Below are 15663 nucleotides of genomic sequence, written 5' to 3'. Positions count from 1 at the left end.
TATCAAAGCATAGGCATCGCGGCTTCCATTCTCGGGAATAATTCAATGAGCGACCGTCAATCCAAATATCTCCCCCCTCATATCGGCAGACATGTCGATGACGTGACCGGCAGCCGCCGTTTGCGCCGTATGCGCAAGGCCGACTGGTCGCGCAGGCTGGTGCAGGAAACGCAACTGACGGTGGACGATCTGATCCTGCCATTCTTCCTCACCTACGGAAACGGCGTTTCCGAACCTGTGGAAGCCATGCCGGGTGTCGAGCGCTATTCGGTCGATATGGCGGTGCGCATGGCCGAGAAAGCCGCCAAGCTTGGCATTCCTGCCATTGCCCCCTTCCCGCGCGAAAAGGCGGAAGTGAAAACGGATGACGGCGCCTTTGTCGCCAGCCCCGACAATCTGATCAACCGTGCCGTGCGCGCGATCAAGAAGGAAGTGCCGGAGATCGGCGTCATCACCGATGCCGCGCTCGATCCCTTTACCACGCATGGCCATGACGGCATTTTGCGCGATGGCGAGATCGTCAATGACGAATCCGTAGCCATGGTTGTGCGCGGCGCGCTTTCGCAGGCTGAAGCCGGTGCCGATATCATCGCGCCATCCGACATGATGGACGGCCGTATCGGCGCGATCCGTCAGGCGCTGGACGAGAACGGCTATCATCACATTCCGATCATGTCCTATGCGACGAAATTCGCATCGGCTTTCTATGGCCCCTATCGCGAGGCCATCGGCACGCAGGGACTGCTGAAAGGCGACAAGAAGACCTATTATCTCGACCCGGCCAATCCGGAAGAAGCAGTGCGCGAAGCCGAGCAGGATATTGCCGAGGGCGCGGACATGCTGATGGTCAAGCCTGGCATGCCCTATCTCGACATTATCCACCGGCTGAAAAGCGAATTCCGCCTGCCCACCTATGCCTATCAGGTGTCGGGTGAATACGCGATGATCAAGGCCGCCGGTATCAATGGCTGGATCGATGAAGAAAAGGTGATGATGGAAAGCCTTCTGGCTTTCAAGCGCGCCGGATGCGACGGCATCCTCACCTATTTCGCAATTGAGGTCGCCGAAAAGCTGAAACAGCGCGGCTAAGCTAGTGTCTGAATTAAAAAGCGACAGGCCGTGGCGAAAATGGTGATTTCGAGAACCGGAGCGCAGCGTACTTTTGGGTACGTGAGCACCGGAAGCACAGAAATTGCCATTTGCAGACCGGCATGGCGACTTTTGAATCAGACACGGACAGGTTGCCAGTGCTTTCTCTGGCCCCTTCCTTGAAACGGCCCACTTCATTTACCATGTTCGTAGCGTTCCGCCCGGAAGGCGGAGCGACGCCGGACGTTGTCTTGTCTCCGGTTGTCTTTTTAAACGACTGGAAGGAAAAATGTCCGACCATATCCTGCACGGCGAGATCATGGCTCCGCGTTACGACAGCCGGGCTTTCTTCGAAGGCGTGCGTACGCGCCGGATGATGGCTTTTCTCATCGATTATCTCATCGTCTTTCTGCTGTGTATCCCGGCCGCAATCATCATTGCGCTGTTCGGCATACTGACGCTTGGCATCGGCTGGATGCTCTACGGCATCATGTTCCCCATCGTCGCGCTGATCTATGTGTCGCGCACCATGGGCGGCCCGCAGCAGGCCACAAAGGGCATGCAGATGATGAACCTCAAGCTCGTCCGGCTTGAAGGCGGCATGGTAGACCCGATGCTCGCCATCGTTCACTCGGTGCTGTTCTGGGGCCTCAATGTCGTGCTGACGCCGCTGATCCTGCTTGCAACGCTGGTTCTCGACCGCAAGCGCACGGTGCACGATCTTCTGCTTGGTACGGCGGTCATCCGCTCGGATCGTTAAGATCGCGCTCAAAGACAGTTTCGTGTTTCCCGACACCAACCGATGTGGAGGGAAACACACCCATCTTAAATCATTTCTTTGACGCGCATCTTGTCCCGAAAATCGCTTCGCACTTTTCGACATGCGCTCTAAGATCAAAAAAATTCAGAGCCGGCTGCGCAAAATGCCACTTGACGTTTTGCGCCGTCGGTTCGATCCTTGTCAGATATCGTGATGGTTTCGGTATTGCCATTTCGTGGATATTGAATGACCCATCAACCGCAACAGTCTCCGCAGTTCTTTTTGACGGCCCCATCGCCTTGTCCGTATCTCGACGGGCAGATGGAGCGCAAAGTTTTTACGCATCTCGTGGGCGATAAAGCCAACGAGATCAACGATCTCCTGACTCAAGGCGGTTTCCGCCGCTCCCAGAACATCGCCTATCGTCCGGCCTGCGAGCTTTGCCGCGCCTGCGTTTCCGTGCGCATTCTGGCGGGAGAGTTCGAGATGACGCGCAATATGCGCCGCGTCTGGAACCAGAATCGTGATCTGGTTGGTCGCGTGCACAAGGCGCAGCCGAGCACCGAGCAATATGCGCTTTTTCGCGATTATCTCGACGCCCGCCACCGTTCAGGCGGCATGTCGGACATGACCGTGCTCGATTATGCGATGATGGTTGAAGATACCCACGTCAACACGCAGATCATCGAGTATCGCCGTCGCGGCCCCGACAGTTTTATCGATCCCAAGGGCGACGGTGAACTGATCGCCGTGGCGCTGACCGATGTGATGGCCGATGGCCTTTCCATGGTCTATTCGTTCTTCTCGCCGCATATGCACGACCGTTCGCTCGGCACCTATATGATTCTCGACCATATCGAACGGGCGCGCGCCGCAGGCTTGCCGCATGTCTATCTCGGCTATTGGGTCGAGGGTTCGCGCAAGATGCAGTATAAAATCCGCTTCACCCCGCAGGAACATCTCGGCCCTCGCGGGTGGCAACGGTTTGAAGGCTAGACATGAAAAAGGCGGCAGAAGCCGCCTTTTCTTATTGTTTTGATGGGCGCGTCAAAACTTGCCCGAACGCGGAAACCCCTTCGGGACAACGCGTCCGGCAGAAGCGCGAGCGCCAATCCACTCGACGAGTTCTTCCTTGTTGCGCGTAAAGGTCCGTTCTGCCGAATCCTGCCAGGACAGACCGTCGGCCATCGCGAATGTGCGAATGTCGGAAATGCCGCCATCCTTGTATTTTTGCAGACGAACGCCCTTGCCGCGTGTCATTTCCGGGATTTCAGCAAGCGGGAAGACAACCATCTTGCGATTTTCGCCAACGACCGCGATGTGATCGCCGGAAACGCGCGTGCAAATCTTCGCTTCGTCCGGTGCCTTCACATTCATCACCTGCTTGCCCTTGCGGGTATTGGCGACGGCTTCATTCTCCGGAACAATGAAACCATTGCCCTCATGTGAAACCAGCAGCAGCTTTGCCGATGGATCATGTACGAAAGCCGTCAGAATATCCTGATCGTTTTCCATATCGACCAGAATGCGGATCGGCTCGCCATGACCGCGACCACCCGGCAGCGTATTGGCGCCGATGGTGAAGAACTTGCCGCCAGTCGTGAAGAACAGAAGCTTGTCAGTGGTTTCCGCATGGAAAGCCAGCTTGAGCTTGTCGCCTTCCTTGAAGGAGAGCGTCGAGAAGTCGGCCATATGGCCCTTCATCGCACGCAACCAGCCTTTTTCCGACACGACAATCGTCACCGGCTCGCGCTCAATCATCGCATTGTGGATGTCTTCAAGATCGTGTGTCGGCGCTTCGGCGAAATTCGTGCGGCGCTTGCCGAGCTTGGTTGCGGGACCGAACTTCTCACGCACCGCCTTGATCTCGGCGCTGATCTTCTTCCACTGGCGTGTGCCGGAAACAAGCAGCCCTTCGATGTCGGCCTTTTCAACCGTCAGAGCATCAAACTCCTTGCGGATCTCGAATTCCTCGAGCTTGCGCAAAGAACGCAGGCGCATATTGAGGATCGACTCGGCCTGAACATCGTTCAGCTCGAATGTTCGCATCAATTCCTGCTTCGGCTCGTCTTCCTCGCGGATGATGCGAATGACTTCATCCAGATTGAGATAGGCGATCAGGAAGCCGCCGAGGATTTCCAGACGTCGTTCAATCTCGGCCAGACGATATTGCGAGCGACGAACCAGAACTTCCTTGCGGTGTTCCAGCCATTCGCGCAGCACGCCGCCCAGCGACAGCACATTCGGCACCTTGCCATGCGACAGCACATTCATGTTGAGCGAAACGCGGCTCTCAAGCTCGGTCAGCTTGAACAGCGATTCCATCAACAATTCCGGGTCGACGGTGCGGTTCTTCGGCTCCAGAACGATGCGGATATCTTCCGCAGATTCATCGCGAATATCGTCGAGCAGCGGCAGCTTCTTGGCCAGCAGCAATTCGGCAATCTTCTCGATCAGGCGCGACTTCTGCACCTGATACGGAATCTCAGTGACAACGATCACCCAGGTGCCGCGATTGCCCTCTTCCTTTTCCCAACGCGCACGGACACGGAACGCGCCGCGACCCGTGCGATAGGCTTCGACAATATTGCCATGGTCTTCAACCAGAACGCCGCCCGTCGGGAAATCCGGGCCGCGCACCTTGGCTTTCAGAAGTGCGGACGGATCGGTTTCCGCCTCACGCTTCAGCTCTTCCCATTGCTCCGGCGAGGTGATGAGTTCTTCCACGCCCGCATCGGGATGATTGATCAGGTAAAGCGCCGAGGAACACAGCTCCGCCACGTTATGCGGCGGAATATTCGTCGCCATGCCGACCGCGATGCCCGCCGAGCCATTGGCCAGCAGGTTCGGGAATGCACCCGGCAGAACGATCGGTTCCTCGTCTTCCTCATTATAGGTCGGACGGAAATCGATGGCGTTTTCGGTGATGCCTTCGAGCAGCAGCGTCGCCACTTCGGTCATGCGCGCTTCGGTATAACGCATGGCGGCAGCATTATCGCCGTCGATATTGCCGAAATTGCCCTGCCCGTCGACCAGCGGATAACGCACCGCGAAATCCTGCGCCAGACGCACCAGCGCATCGTAGATCGAAGCATCGCCATGCGGGTGGAACTTACCCATCACGTCGCCGACGATACGCGCGCATTTCGCATAGGCCTGATCGGGATTGAGACGCAGCAGACGCATGGCGTGCATGATGCGCCGATGCACCGGTTTCAGACCGTCGCGCACGTCCGGCAGCGCACGATGCATGATCGTGGACAGCGCATAAGCGAGGTAACGTTCCTCGAGGGCCGATTTAAGATCGACCCGTTCGATGTGTTCTTCGCCGTCGCCCGGCGGAATCAGACTTTTTCCCATGCTTCTCAGTACCAAGTGCGCGAATCGTCAGCAAGCGTTCAGGAGAACTAAACCAGTACATTACAGCGTGCTGCGCTAAATATGGCACGCAAAGAGCGTGCCAGCGCTTGAAATCCACTGCATAGTTGCACAAATCAAAATAGGAGTACGCGGCAGCGCTTCAGTCGCAAATCTGCCGCCATTTACGCCCTATAGAGCAATCGGAAACAGGTTTTCCTACGTTGCAAGCAAAGGTTTAGCAAATCGGGTTGTTAAATTAGAAGATTTGCGCCTATGAATGCCGCACTAAAATCAAGAGATTAGGCAGGAGCTTCGAATGCAGGTTTTCGTCAATATCAAGCCAGCGGCGCGCATTTTTGCTGCAAGCACAGCACTTTCGCTGATTTTCGGCAGCGTCGCCATGGCAGCGGATGCCAATGCGGTCGCCGAGCGCCTCAAGGCCCTTTATGCAAAACAGGGCGGCGAACTGAGCTTCGCCAATGTGAAGGCTGACGGTTCGAACATCGTGCTCGAAGGCACCAAGGTCAAGCTCGCCACATTGTCTCCCAAGGATGTGGAAATCGGCGACGTGACGCTGGAAGACGTTCAGGACGCACCGGATGGCGGTTTTACCATCGGACAGGTTGCTGTTCCCGACCTTACGCTCGACAACACCGACGGCAAGAACGACCAGGCCACCATCAAGGGCATGTCGATGCTGAACCTGCATATTCCATCGGAATCTGCCAAGGGTCCGCTCGATAGCATGATCCTCTACGACAAGATGAAGATCGACGAACTGGCTTTCGGCAAGCCGGGCACGGATGGCGCCACGGTAAAGGGCGTTGACGTCTCGCTCGACACGTCGAACAAGGCCGAGAAGATTGGCTACACCGCTTCGGTCGCCAGCATCGACGCCACCTTCGGCAAGGAAGGCCAGAACCCGCTTGAGCCGCTCGGCATGAAGAGCCTTCAGGCCGCCGTCAACATGAAGGGCCAGTGGTCGCCGAAGTCGGGCGATGCCACGCTCGACCAGATGGAAGTTGATGCACAGGACCTTGGCAAGATCAACATTACCGGCAGCCTTGGCGGTTATGATCTGGCCTTTGTCGAAGCCGTGCAGAAGACGCAGGAAGCGATGACCAAATCGGACGCCGACAAGGACGCCGCCGGTCTTGCCATTCTCGGCCTTGCAGAACAGCTGAACCTCAAGAACCTGACGATCCGCTTCGATGATGCATCGCTGACGGAAAAGCTGCTGACCTATTATGCCAAGCAGCAGGGTTCGGATGCCAAGGCGCTTGGCGAACAGCTGAAGATGATGGTTCCGCTGATGGCCACACAGCTGAAGAACCCGGATTTCGCGCAGCAGCTGAAAGCGGCATCGGACAAGTATTTCACCGATCCGAAGTCTCTGACGCTCAGCGCCTCACCTGACCAGCCGGTCACCTTCGCATCGATCGTTGCGACCGCATCGCTCGACCCGACGAAGATCATCCAGCTCCTGAAGGTCGGCGTCGACGCCAATAACTAAAATCGAAAAAGCCCGGTGTCATCACCGGGCTTTCTTTTAGATGCGCTCCAATAAAAAACCCGGCTCAAGGCCGGGTTTTTTGTTCTCTGAAAAGAGCTTAGCTCTTCTGAGCCGGAGGCGCCAAGCGGATATGCAGATCGCGCAGCTGGGCTGGCGATACTTCCGAAGGCGCGTTCATCAGAAGATCGAGCGCCTGCTGGTTCATCGGGAACAGCGAGATTTCACGCAGGTTCTTCGCACCTACGAGCAGCATGATGACGCGATCTATACCGGCAGCCATGCCGCCATGCGGAGGCGCGCCGTACTGGAACGCACGGTAGAGACCGCCGAAGCGCTCTTCCACATCCTGCTGGCTCAGTCCGACTTTTTCGAAGGCCTTGACCATGACATCCGGCAGCTGGTTACGGATCGAGCCCGAAGCAATTTCAAAGCCGTTGCAGACGAGATCGTACTGATAGGCCTTGATTGCAAGCGGATCCTGATTTTCCAGCGCATCCAGACCGCCCTGCGGCATGGAGAACGGGTTGTGTGCGAAGTCGAGCTTCTTGTTGTCTTCGTCCCATTCGTAGAACGGGAAGTCGATAATCCAAGCCAGTTCGAAACGGTCGCGGTCCACGAGGTTCAGTTCTTCGCCTGCACGCGTGCGTGCATCGCCGGCGAACTTATAGAACTTCGACGGCTGACCAGCCACGAAGAAGCAGGCGTCGCCAGCACCTAAACCTAACTGCTGACGGATCGCTTCAGTGCGCTCCTCACCAATATTCTTAGCGATGGGACCTGCGGCTTCAATTCCGCTGAACGAACCACCGCCTATCGGCAATTCATTCAACGCCATACCACCTACAGCTCCTTCTGCCTCTCGCCAGAAGATGTAGCCGAGACCCGGCTGACCTTCGCTCTGCGCCCAGGAATTCATGCGGTCGCAGAATGCTCTGGAGCCGCCGGTCTTGGCCGGAATGGCCCAAACTTCGACCTTGGGGTCGTTGGCGATCATGTTCGCGAAGACCTTGAAGCCCGAACCGGCGAAATGATCGGTCACAGCCTGCATTTCAATCGGGTTGCGCAGATCCGGCTTGTCCGAACCATAAGTGCGGATCGCATCGTCATAGGCGATACGGCGGAAGGTCTGCGTGACCGGCTTGCCTTCGGCAAATTCTTCGAAAATGCCGCGCATGACCGGTTCCATCGTTTCCCAGATTTCTTCCTGGGTCACGAAGCTCATTTCAAGGTCGAGCTGGTAGAACTCGCCCGGCAGACGATCAGCGCGCGGGTCTTCATCGCGGAAGCAAGGCGCGATCTGGAAGTAGCGGTCGAAACCGGCAACCATCAGAAGCTGCTTGTACTGCTGCGGCGCCTGCGGCAGCGCATAGAACTTGCCTTCGTGGATACGGCTCGGCACCAGGAAGTCACGTGCGCCTTCCGGCGACGAAGCCGTCAGGATCGGCGTGGTGAACTCGTTGAAGCCGATTTCGGTCATGCGGCGACGCATCGCGGCAATGATCTTGGTGCGGCTCATGATGTTCTTGTGCAGCGTTTCGCGGCGCAGATCGAGGAAGCGATACTTCAGGCGGATATCTTCCGGATAATCCGGCTCGCCGAAGACAGGCAGCGGCAGTTCCTTGGCTGCGGCCAGAACTTCGATCTCGGTTGCGAAGATTTCGACTTCGCCGGTCGGCAGGTTCGTATTGACCGCATCACCTGCGCGGGCCTTCACTTCACCATCGACGCGGATAACCCACTCGCCGCGAACCGTTTCGGCAACCTTGAAAGCGGGCGAATCGGGATCGGCCACAATCTGGGTAATGCCGTAATGATCGCGAAGATCGATGAAGAGAATGCCGCCATGGTCACGGACGCGGTGAACCCAGCCGGACAGACGAACGTTCGAACCGACGTCCGTCTTACGGAGGGCTGCGCAGGTATGGCTGCGGTAACGGTGCATGATTTCTGCCTTTTGGTAAGATAAGTCAGTGCAGGCAAAGCGCTGCAAATTCTGGCGGAAAAGCGCATTTTGACCGGGTTTTGTCAAGTCTGCACTCTCTACAAGTGTCGCGGTTCGGACCGCATGACGTAACGTATCGACAAAAAACACGATTTGCACTTGTTATGCTATCGCTTTTGCGCATTCTTTCGGGACAACCAGCATCGCTTTGTCTAAAAGAAACCTATGCAACTCATCACGACCACAGAGGCCCTCGAAGAGGCCGTATCCGCCCTGTCCAAGTCAGATTTCGTCACTGTCGACACGGAGTTCATCCGTGAAACGACTTTCTGGCCGGAATTGTGCCTTATCCAGATGGCTTCGCCGGATCACACCGCACTGGTGGATGCTCTCGCGCCCGGTCTCGACCTTGCCCCTTTCTTCCGCCTGATGGCCGACGAGAAGATCGTCAAGGTTTTCCATGCCGCACGGCAGGATATCGAAATCGTGTTCCATCTCGGCGACCTTATCCCATCGCCGGTCTTCGACAGTCAGGTTGCGGCGATGGTCTGCGGCTTCGGCGATGCGATTTCCTACGACCAGCTCGTCCAGAAAGTCACCGGCAAGCATCTCGACAAATCGTCCCGCTTTACCGACTGGCGCAGACGCCCGCTTTCAGACAAGCAGCTCGACTATGCGCTGGCTGACGTCACCTATCTGCGCGACATCTATCTCTATCTCAAGGAAGAGCTTCAGAAGGAAGGTCGCAGCGAGTGGGTGAATGAGGAAATGGCGGTACTGACCGCCCGCGAAACCTATGATCTGCATCCGGACGATGCATGGCGGCGCGTGAAAGCCCGCGTGCGCAAGCCCATTGAGCTTGCCATCATGCAGTCCGTCGCGGCTTGGCGTGAACGGGAAGCGCGTGAACGCAACGTGCCGCGTGGCCGTATCATCAAGGACGACACGATTGCCGAAATCGCGCAGCAACAGCCGCGCGATGCCGAGGCGCTCGGTCGCCTGCGCTCGATCCCCAAGGGCTGGGAGCGCTCGGCACAGGCGGCTGGTCTGGTGGCCGCAATCCAGTCAGCGCTCGCTATTCCAAAGGAAGACCTGCCGAAGCTGCCCAAGCCGTCGCATTCGCCGGAAGGCAGCGCCGCCGCAGCCGATCTTCTGAAGGTTCTGCTGAAGCTCGTTACCGAAGAACATGGCGTTGCCGCCAAGATCGTCGCCAACTCGGACGATATCGACAAGATTGCAGCAGAAGGTGATGAAGCGAAAGTGCCAGCCTTGCAGGGCTGGCGTCGCGAAGTATTCGGTCAGAAGGCACTGGACCTGATCGACGGCAAGATCGGCATCAAGTTCGAGAACCGTCGTATCCGGGCGGTGGAATTAGGGGAGTAAGGGAATAAGGCAGTAGGGGAATAGGTGAAAAGGGTTGTAAAAACATACTCCCCTATTCCCTTACTCCCTTATTCCCCTCCCTTTTCGCCTATCGCAAAATAGAGGTTCTTTCCCGTCAATTTGGCGAGCTGTTGCAAGCGGCCTTCCGGGCGATCCGAGACGAGATCGGCCAGATCGCTCGGCACAACCAGCGCGATGCCGTTTTCTTCCTCACGCCAGTAAAGGCGCGGAATGACCCCCGGCATGGATGCCGACAGCAGATAGACGACGCGTAGCAACGCGCCGAGCAGCTTCGCCCTTTCGCGAAGGCGCGGCGTGGCAAGCTGCACGATTTCCGGCGCGATTTCGTCTTCGATCAGCCCTTCGTGGCGGTAATAATTGGCAAGCGCCATATAAGAGCGGCCCGGATGATCGATGCCGCCGAACGAGCCGTGCGCGATGATATTCAATGCCTGCGAGCCACGATAATCCGGATGCGCACGCCAGCTTATATCCGCCACGAGACAGGCAGCTTCGCGATAACGCCCCTCGTCCTCAGTCTCGTCATAGCCGAGCTGCGGTAGAGAAAGCGTCGTCCAGACCGCCAGTTCGCGCGCATGGCGCGGCGAGCGCGAGCGCAGGATCGCCAGTTCTTCCGCAGAAGCCAGCAATGGGTCGAGTTTCTGCTCGTTCTTCGGCAACAGCGAATAGAGATAACCTTCACGCACGCCCAATGCCGAGAAGACAATCTTCGAAGGCTTCATGCGGCGAATGGTTTCCAGCATCACGGTTGCGCCATAGGACAGAAGCTGGCGACGGTTTTTCGATACCGCCTCGATGCCGCGCATCGTGTCGATATTGCCCTTGGCGACGCGCTTGAGAAAGCTCTGCGCCTCGACCGGGTCCATCTCATATCCATGCATAACGTGCAGCGGATAATGCTTGGCCGTCATGTGCAGCTTGGCGAGGTTGCGCCACGTGCCGCCAACTGCGTAGAAGACCTGCCCCTGATGCATTTCAAGGAGCGTGGCCTTTGTCAGTTCGCTGCGTGTGATCTTCGCAGCTTCGGTCAGCTTTTCGTCGGACATGTCCTGAAGACGCAGGCCGCCAAGCGGCAAGGTGATGCCCTCGCCGATGTCGTGATCGTTGACGGCCACGAGTTCGAGACTGCCCCCGCCCAGATCGCCCGCGACGCCGCAAGGCTTGTGGAAGCCGGAAATAATACCGAGCGCCGAATAATAGGCTTCTTCCTTGCCGGACAGGACTTCAATGTGCCGCCCGAGAATGGCCTCGGCCTGTGCGATGAAATCTGGACCATTCTTCGCTTCGCGCGCGGCAGCAGTCGCCAGCGCATGCACGGAAACCGCGCCCGCCTGTTCGGCAAGCGCACGAAAGCGCCGCAAGGCGCGCAAGGCGATATCGACGGACTTGTCGTTGAGCCGGCCTGTTTTGGCCAGCCCCTTGCCGAGACCGCAAAGGAGTTTTTCGTTGAACAATACCGTCGGTGAACGGACGATACCTTCGTAAATGACGAGACGGATCGAATTCGAGCCGATGTCAATGACCCCGATGGGCTTGAGACCCTTCAGACGGCCTTGTGCTATAGCTGGACTCATGCAGTCGTTTTTCTTTCCGCCTGCGCACGCTTACGATGTGCGATAAGACGGGGGGCCGAAGACTTCAGCGACTTTCCGCGACCCGACAGGCTGGGATTGGTCATGAAATATTCCTGCGCGTTGAAAGCTTCCTCTCCTTCTTCTTTTTCTATCCGGCGAGAGGTGCCGTCCGCAAGTAGCTGATAGCTCTGTTGGTTATCAATTATGTTGGCAAACATGATCTGAGACAGGATTTGCTGGTGCACTGTGGCATTTGTGATGGGCACTAAAGTCTCCACGCGACGGTCGAGATTGCGCGGCATCATATCGGCGGAACCTATATAGACAATCGCCTTGTCGGACGGCAGATCATGCCCGTTTCCAAAGCAGAAAACGCGGCTATGCTCGAGAAAACGTCCGACAATCGACTTGGCACGAATATTGTCGGATAGCCCCGGCACACCCGGACGCAGACAGCAGATGCCACGCACCACCAGCTCGATGTGAACGCCTGCCTGGCTTGCCTTGTAGAGCGCATCAATAATCTGTGGATCGACCAGAGAATTCATCTTCATCCAGATCGCCGCCGGTCGCCCTGCCTTGGCATGCGCCACTTCGTTCTCGATGTGCTTGATAATGCGCGCCCGCAAGGTGAAAGGCGAAATGGCAATCTTCATCTCTTCCGCCGGTTGAGCATAGCCGGTGATGAAATTGAAGATATGCGCCACATCGCGGGCAATATCGGCATCCGAGGTAAAGAAGGACAGATCCGTATAAATACGCGCGGTGATCGGGTGATAATTGCCCGTGCCCAGATGCACATAGGAGCGCAGCTTCTGGTCTTCGCGGCGCACAACGAGTGACATTTTCGCGTGGGTTTTCAACTCGATGAAGCCGAAAACCACCTGCACGCCCGCCCGCTCAAGATCGCGTGCCCAGCGAATATTGGCTTCTTCATCGAAACGCGCCTTCAGCTCGACCAGCGCAGTGACCGATTTGCCCGCTTCCGCCGCATCAACCAGCGCACGCACGATCGGGCTGTCGTTGGAGGTGCGATAGAGCGTCTGCTTGATGGCCAGCACATCCGGGTCTGCCGCCGCCTGGCGCAGAAACTGCACCACAACGTCGAACGACTCATAAGGGTGATGAACCACAATGTCCTTTTCGCGAATCGCGGCGAAGCAATCGCCGCCATGTTCGCGGATACGCTCCGGGAAACGCGGATTGTAGGATACGAATTTCAGGTCATCACGCGGAATGGAGACAATTTCCGAGATCATGTTGAGCGCCAGAAGCCCTTCATGCACGCTGACGCGATTCTCGGACACGCCAAGTTCAGTCGCCACAAAGACGCGCAAGGCTTCCGGCATTTCGCCATCGAATTCAATGCGGATAACCTGACCGCGGCGGCGGCGCTTCAGCGCCGTTTCGAAGAGACGCACGAGGTCTTCGGCTTCTTCTTCCACTTCAATATCGCTGTCGCGAATGATGCGGAACGTGCCTGCGCCGCGCACCTCATAACCGGGGAACAGCCGCCCGATAAACAGGCTCACCGCATCTTCAATGGTGATGAAGCGATAGACGTTCTGCTGATCCGTCGGGAGCTGGATGAATCGCTTCAAAGCCACGGGAATGCGCAGAAGCGCCGTCATCGGGTGATTATCGGCGCGGCGCGCCAGCTGCAAGGCAATCGAGAAACCCAGATTCGGGATGAACGGAAACGGATGCGCCGGATCGATGGAAAGCGGCGTCAAAACCGGGAAAATCGTTTCGAGAAAATGACTTTCCAGCCATTCCTTCTCCGGTTCCGACAAACCCGATGGGCGAACAATTTCGATATTTTCCTGCACCAGCTCGTCACGCAAAATGCGGAAACGTCCCTGCTGCTCGGCCTGCAAGCGGCTCACTTCATCCAGAACGAAATCGAGCTGTTCTTGCGGCGTGCGACCATCGGCACTGCGCAACGCCACACCGGCACGGACCTGCGCGGCAAGACCGGCAATACGCACCATGAAGAATTCATCGAGATTCGTGGCCGAGATAGACAGGAAACGCAGACGCTCCAGCAAAGGCTGGCGCATATTGGCGGCCTCGTCCAGAACGCGGCGGTTGAACTGGAGCCAGGAAAACTCACGATTGACGAAGCGATCCGCGCTGCTCATCAGCTCTGCGAGCTTATCTTCATTCAAAGCTTTGTGAGCATCAGGTGCGTTTTGCATGTCCGAACCGATTTCGGAGCTGCTGGCTGGTTCAGCTGTCATATCATGGGCCCCGCTCTGGGTTTCGCTTGCCAACGCACTGTTTTCGTTCATTTTTCCTAATCCGGCATTTGCCGGAAAGAACCGGCGCATCGTAAAGCCTATGGCTGTCGCATGACAGTTTGATAGCAAATCACTTAAATATCCCTAGAATTGATGAAAACGCTTCCGGAAACAAGAGTTTCGCGGTAAACGCAAGCAGAGTTTTGAGCGCGCTGGTCTGAAGCGTGCTATATTCCGCGAACGACAGCCCGGAGCGTATTATGTCCGATCACATCATTCCTCATTTCCAGAACGACGCCGGTCATAGTGCCATTGAAATCGGTGTGAAGGAATTCATGTGCGTCGGCGCAAACCCGCCTTTCGATCATCCGCATGTCTTCCTCGACATGGGCGACGAAAACGAAGTGGTCTGCCCCTATTGCTCGACCCTTTATCGCTACAATGCCAAGCTGCATGCCGACGAAACTCTTCCGGCAGGCTGCACCTATGACGCTCCAGCCGATAAAGCGGCCTGATCAGCGATTATTAAGCCCATCTTATCACAGCATTGGGCAAGAAGACCGATATGGGCAAAGGCCGCATATTGATAGCAGGGGCCGGTGTCGCGGGATTGAGCGCGGCGCTGGAACTTGCAGCACGGGGCTGGACAATCCAGCTCATCGAGAAAGCATCCGTTCTTTCTGAAGTCGGCGCGGGCCTGCAACTGGCCCCGAACGCAATGCGTCATCTTGAGCGCCTCGGTGTCGCCGATAGACTTGCTCCTCACACTGTAACGCCTGAAAAGCTCTATCTCATGGATGGTCGCAAGGCGCGTCCCTTGCTCGCCATGGAACTGGGCGACAAGGCTCGTCTGCGCTGGCGCCATTCTTATGTGGTCTGTCACCGCGCCGATCTGCAAACGGCGCTTTTGCAAGCCTGCGAGGAAAACCCGGCGATCCAGATCAGCCTCGGCAGTGAAATCCTCGACCATACCGCCCGCGACAATGGCATTGTGGCAACCGTCGAAAGCGAAAGCGGGACCAACACCGTTGAGGCCGATTATCTGATCGCCTGTGACGGTGTCTGGTCGGTGCAGCGCACCCTTGGCGGTTATGACAAGGCGCAGTTCAGCGGCCATATTGCGTGGCGCGCAACATTGGCGGCCGATGCCCTGCCCGCCTCTTTCCTGAGCGCTCTTCCCGAACGCAAGGCCGTATCAGCCTGGCTCGGCCCCGACATTCACTTCATCGCCTATCCCGTCAAAGCCGGGGCATTTTTCAATTTTGTCGCCATTACTGCGGGCGAAAATCCCGGCGAAAGCTGGTCGAAAACCGGCGACCGCACAAAACTGCAAGCCACCTATAGAAGCTGGGCCAAGCCGGTTCGTGATGTGTTGGCGACTGCCGACGACTGGACCTATTGGCCGCTTTTCGAAATGGCGGAACCGCAGTTTCTGGGACCGAACCGCACCATATTTCTGGGCGATGCGTCCCATGCCGTCACGCCATTTGCTGCGCAAGGCGCTGCGATGGCGATTGAGGATGCAGCCGCCCTTGCCGAAGCGCTTGATGCCGCTGATCAACCGTCGGGGCTGCGCCGCTTCGAAACCGTTCGCAAGGAACGGATAGCGGCGGTTGCCAAGCGCGGTCAGCTTAACCGCTTTGCCTATCACGCCACCGGACCGATGGCGCTTGGCCGCAACATGCTGTTTGCCCTGCGCCGCCCGGATACTTTCCTGAAGGATCTGGACTGGCTTTATGGCTATGATGCCGTTGCGGCCATACGCGGATAGTCGGTCAAAG

The 15663-nt window shown here is 57.1% G+C and carries 11 protein-coding genes; 7 read left to right on the top strand and 4 right to left on the bottom strand.

The genetic code is table 11. The features are described 5' to 3' along the window. The first annotated feature begins 45 nt into the window (after positions 1-45). The 3 genes from hemB (at position 46) to FGI60_RS14785 (ending at position 2845) form a co-directional block, all read left to right on the top strand. Entirely contained in the window at positions 46-1089 is a 1044-nt protein-coding gene (gene hemB / locus FGI60_RS14800) for a porphobilinogen synthase (RefSeq protein ID WP_138785858.1), read from the top strand. Positions 1090-1378: 289 nt separating this feature from the next. Further along, on the top strand, positions 1379-1849 hold the full coding sequence (locus FGI60_RS14790; RefSeq protein ID WP_078340495.1) for an RDD family protein: 471 nt from the start codon (positions 1379-1381) through the stop codon (positions 1847-1849). Positions 1850-2095: 246 nt separating this feature from the next. Then, entirely contained in the window at positions 2096-2845 is a 750-nt protein-coding gene (locus FGI60_RS14785; protein ID WP_078340494.1) for an arginyltransferase, read from the top strand. Positions 2846-2896: 51 nt separating this feature from the next. Here FGI60_RS14785 and FGI60_RS14780 read toward each other — a convergent pair whose 3' ends face one another. Beyond that, positions 2897-5209, bottom strand: coding sequence for a DNA topoisomerase IV subunit A (locus FGI60_RS14780; RefSeq protein WP_138785857.1), 2313 nt, complete (start codon positions 5207-5209; stop codon positions 2897-2899). 316 nt (positions 5210-5525) lie between these two features. Between FGI60_RS14780 and FGI60_RS14775 the strand changes: the two genes are divergently transcribed. Then, positions 5526-6722 (top strand): hypothetical protein, encoded by a 1197-nt coding sequence (locus FGI60_RS14775; protein ID WP_138785856.1) that lies wholly within the window; start codon positions 5526-5528, stop codon positions 6720-6722. Between the two features lie 97 nt (positions 6723-6819). Here the strand turns inward: FGI60_RS14775 and aspS are convergent, their stop codons facing one another. Beyond that, positions 6820-8664, bottom strand: a complete 1845-nt coding sequence (gene aspS / locus FGI60_RS14770; RefSeq protein WP_138785855.1) for an aspartate--tRNA ligase — start codon at positions 8662-8664, stop codon at positions 6820-6822. A 225-nt stretch (positions 8665-8889) separates the two neighbouring features. Between aspS and rnd the strand changes: the two genes are divergently transcribed. After that, the gene (rnd, locus tag FGI60_RS14765) at positions 8890-10047 is read left to right on the top strand and encodes a ribonuclease D (RefSeq protein ID WP_078340490.1); all 1158 of its coding nucleotides are present in this window, start codon (positions 8890-8892) and stop codon (positions 10045-10047) included. Between the two features lie 68 nt (positions 10048-10115). Here the strand turns inward: rnd and ppx are convergent, their stop codons facing one another. Then, positions 10116-11642 (bottom strand): exopolyphosphatase, encoded by a 1527-nt coding sequence (ppx, locus tag FGI60_RS14760; RefSeq protein WP_138785854.1) that lies wholly within the window; start codon positions 11640-11642, stop codon positions 10116-10118. Beyond that, positions 11639-13882 (bottom strand): RNA degradosome polyphosphate kinase, encoded by a 2244-nt coding sequence (locus FGI60_RS14755; protein ID WP_374843597.1) that lies wholly within the window; start codon positions 13880-13882, stop codon positions 11639-11641. Before FGI60_RS14755 ends, ppx begins: the two co-directional genes overlap by 4 nt. Positions 13883-14142: 260 nt before the next feature. Here FGI60_RS14755 and FGI60_RS14750 point away from each other — a divergent pair, with 260 nt between their 5' ends. Next, positions 14143-14397, top strand: coding sequence for a zinc-finger domain-containing protein (locus tag FGI60_RS14750; RefSeq protein ID WP_138785852.1), 255 nt, complete (start codon positions 14143-14145; stop codon positions 14395-14397). 50 nt (positions 14398-14447) lie between these two features. Then, positions 14448-15653 (top strand): FAD-binding protein, encoded by a 1206-nt coding sequence (locus FGI60_RS14745; protein WP_138785851.1) that lies wholly within the window; start codon positions 14448-14450, stop codon positions 15651-15653. The last annotated feature ends 10 nt before the right edge of the window (positions 15654-15663 follow it).

The organism is Brucella haematophila (assembly GCF_005938105.1).
GTDB classification, from domain to species: domain Bacteria; phylum Pseudomonadota; class Alphaproteobacteria; order Rhizobiales; family Rhizobiaceae; genus Brucella; species Brucella haematophila.
This window is presented reverse-complemented; position numbering and strand designations above follow the sequence as displayed.

Bases quoted from the DNA above. Each gene is read 5' to 3' on its own strand.
- hemB (WP_138785858.1), top strand. From the start codon at position 46: ATGAGCGACCGTCAATCCAAATATCTCCCCCCTCATATCGGCAGACAT.
- FGI60_RS14790 (WP_078340495.1), top strand. From the start codon at position 1,379: ATGTCCGACCATATCCTGCACGGCGAGATCATGGCTCCGCGTTACGAC.
- FGI60_RS14785 (WP_078340494.1), top strand. From the start codon at position 2,096: ATGACCCATCAACCGCAACAGTCTCCGCAGTTCTTTTTGACGGCCCCA.
- FGI60_RS14780 (WP_138785857.1), bottom strand. From the start codon at position 5,209: ATGGGAAAAAGTCTGATTCCGCCGGGCGACGGCGAAGAACACATCGAA.
- FGI60_RS14775 (WP_138785856.1), top strand. From the start codon at position 5,526: ATGCAGGTTTTCGTCAATATCAAGCCAGCGGCGCGCATTTTTGCTGCA.
- aspS (WP_138785855.1), bottom strand. From the start codon at position 8,664: ATGCACCGTTACCGCAGCCATACCTGCGCAGCCCTCCGTAAGACGGAC.
- rnd (WP_078340490.1), top strand. From the start codon at position 8,890: ATGCAACTCATCACGACCACAGAGGCCCTCGAAGAGGCCGTATCCGCC.
- ppx (WP_138785854.1), bottom strand. From the start codon at position 11,642: ATGAGTCCAGCTATAGCACAAGGCCGTCTGAAGGGTCTCAAGCCCATC.
- FGI60_RS14755 (WP_374843597.1), bottom strand. From the start codon at position 13,882: ATGACAGCTGAACCAGCCAGCAGCTCCGAAATCGGTTCGGACATGCAA.
- FGI60_RS14750 (WP_138785852.1), top strand. From the start codon at position 14,143: ATGTCCGATCACATCATTCCTCATTTCCAGAACGACGCCGGTCATAGT.
- FGI60_RS14745 (WP_138785851.1), top strand. From the start codon at position 14,448: ATGGGCAAAGGCCGCATATTGATAGCAGGGGCCGGTGTCGCGGGATTG.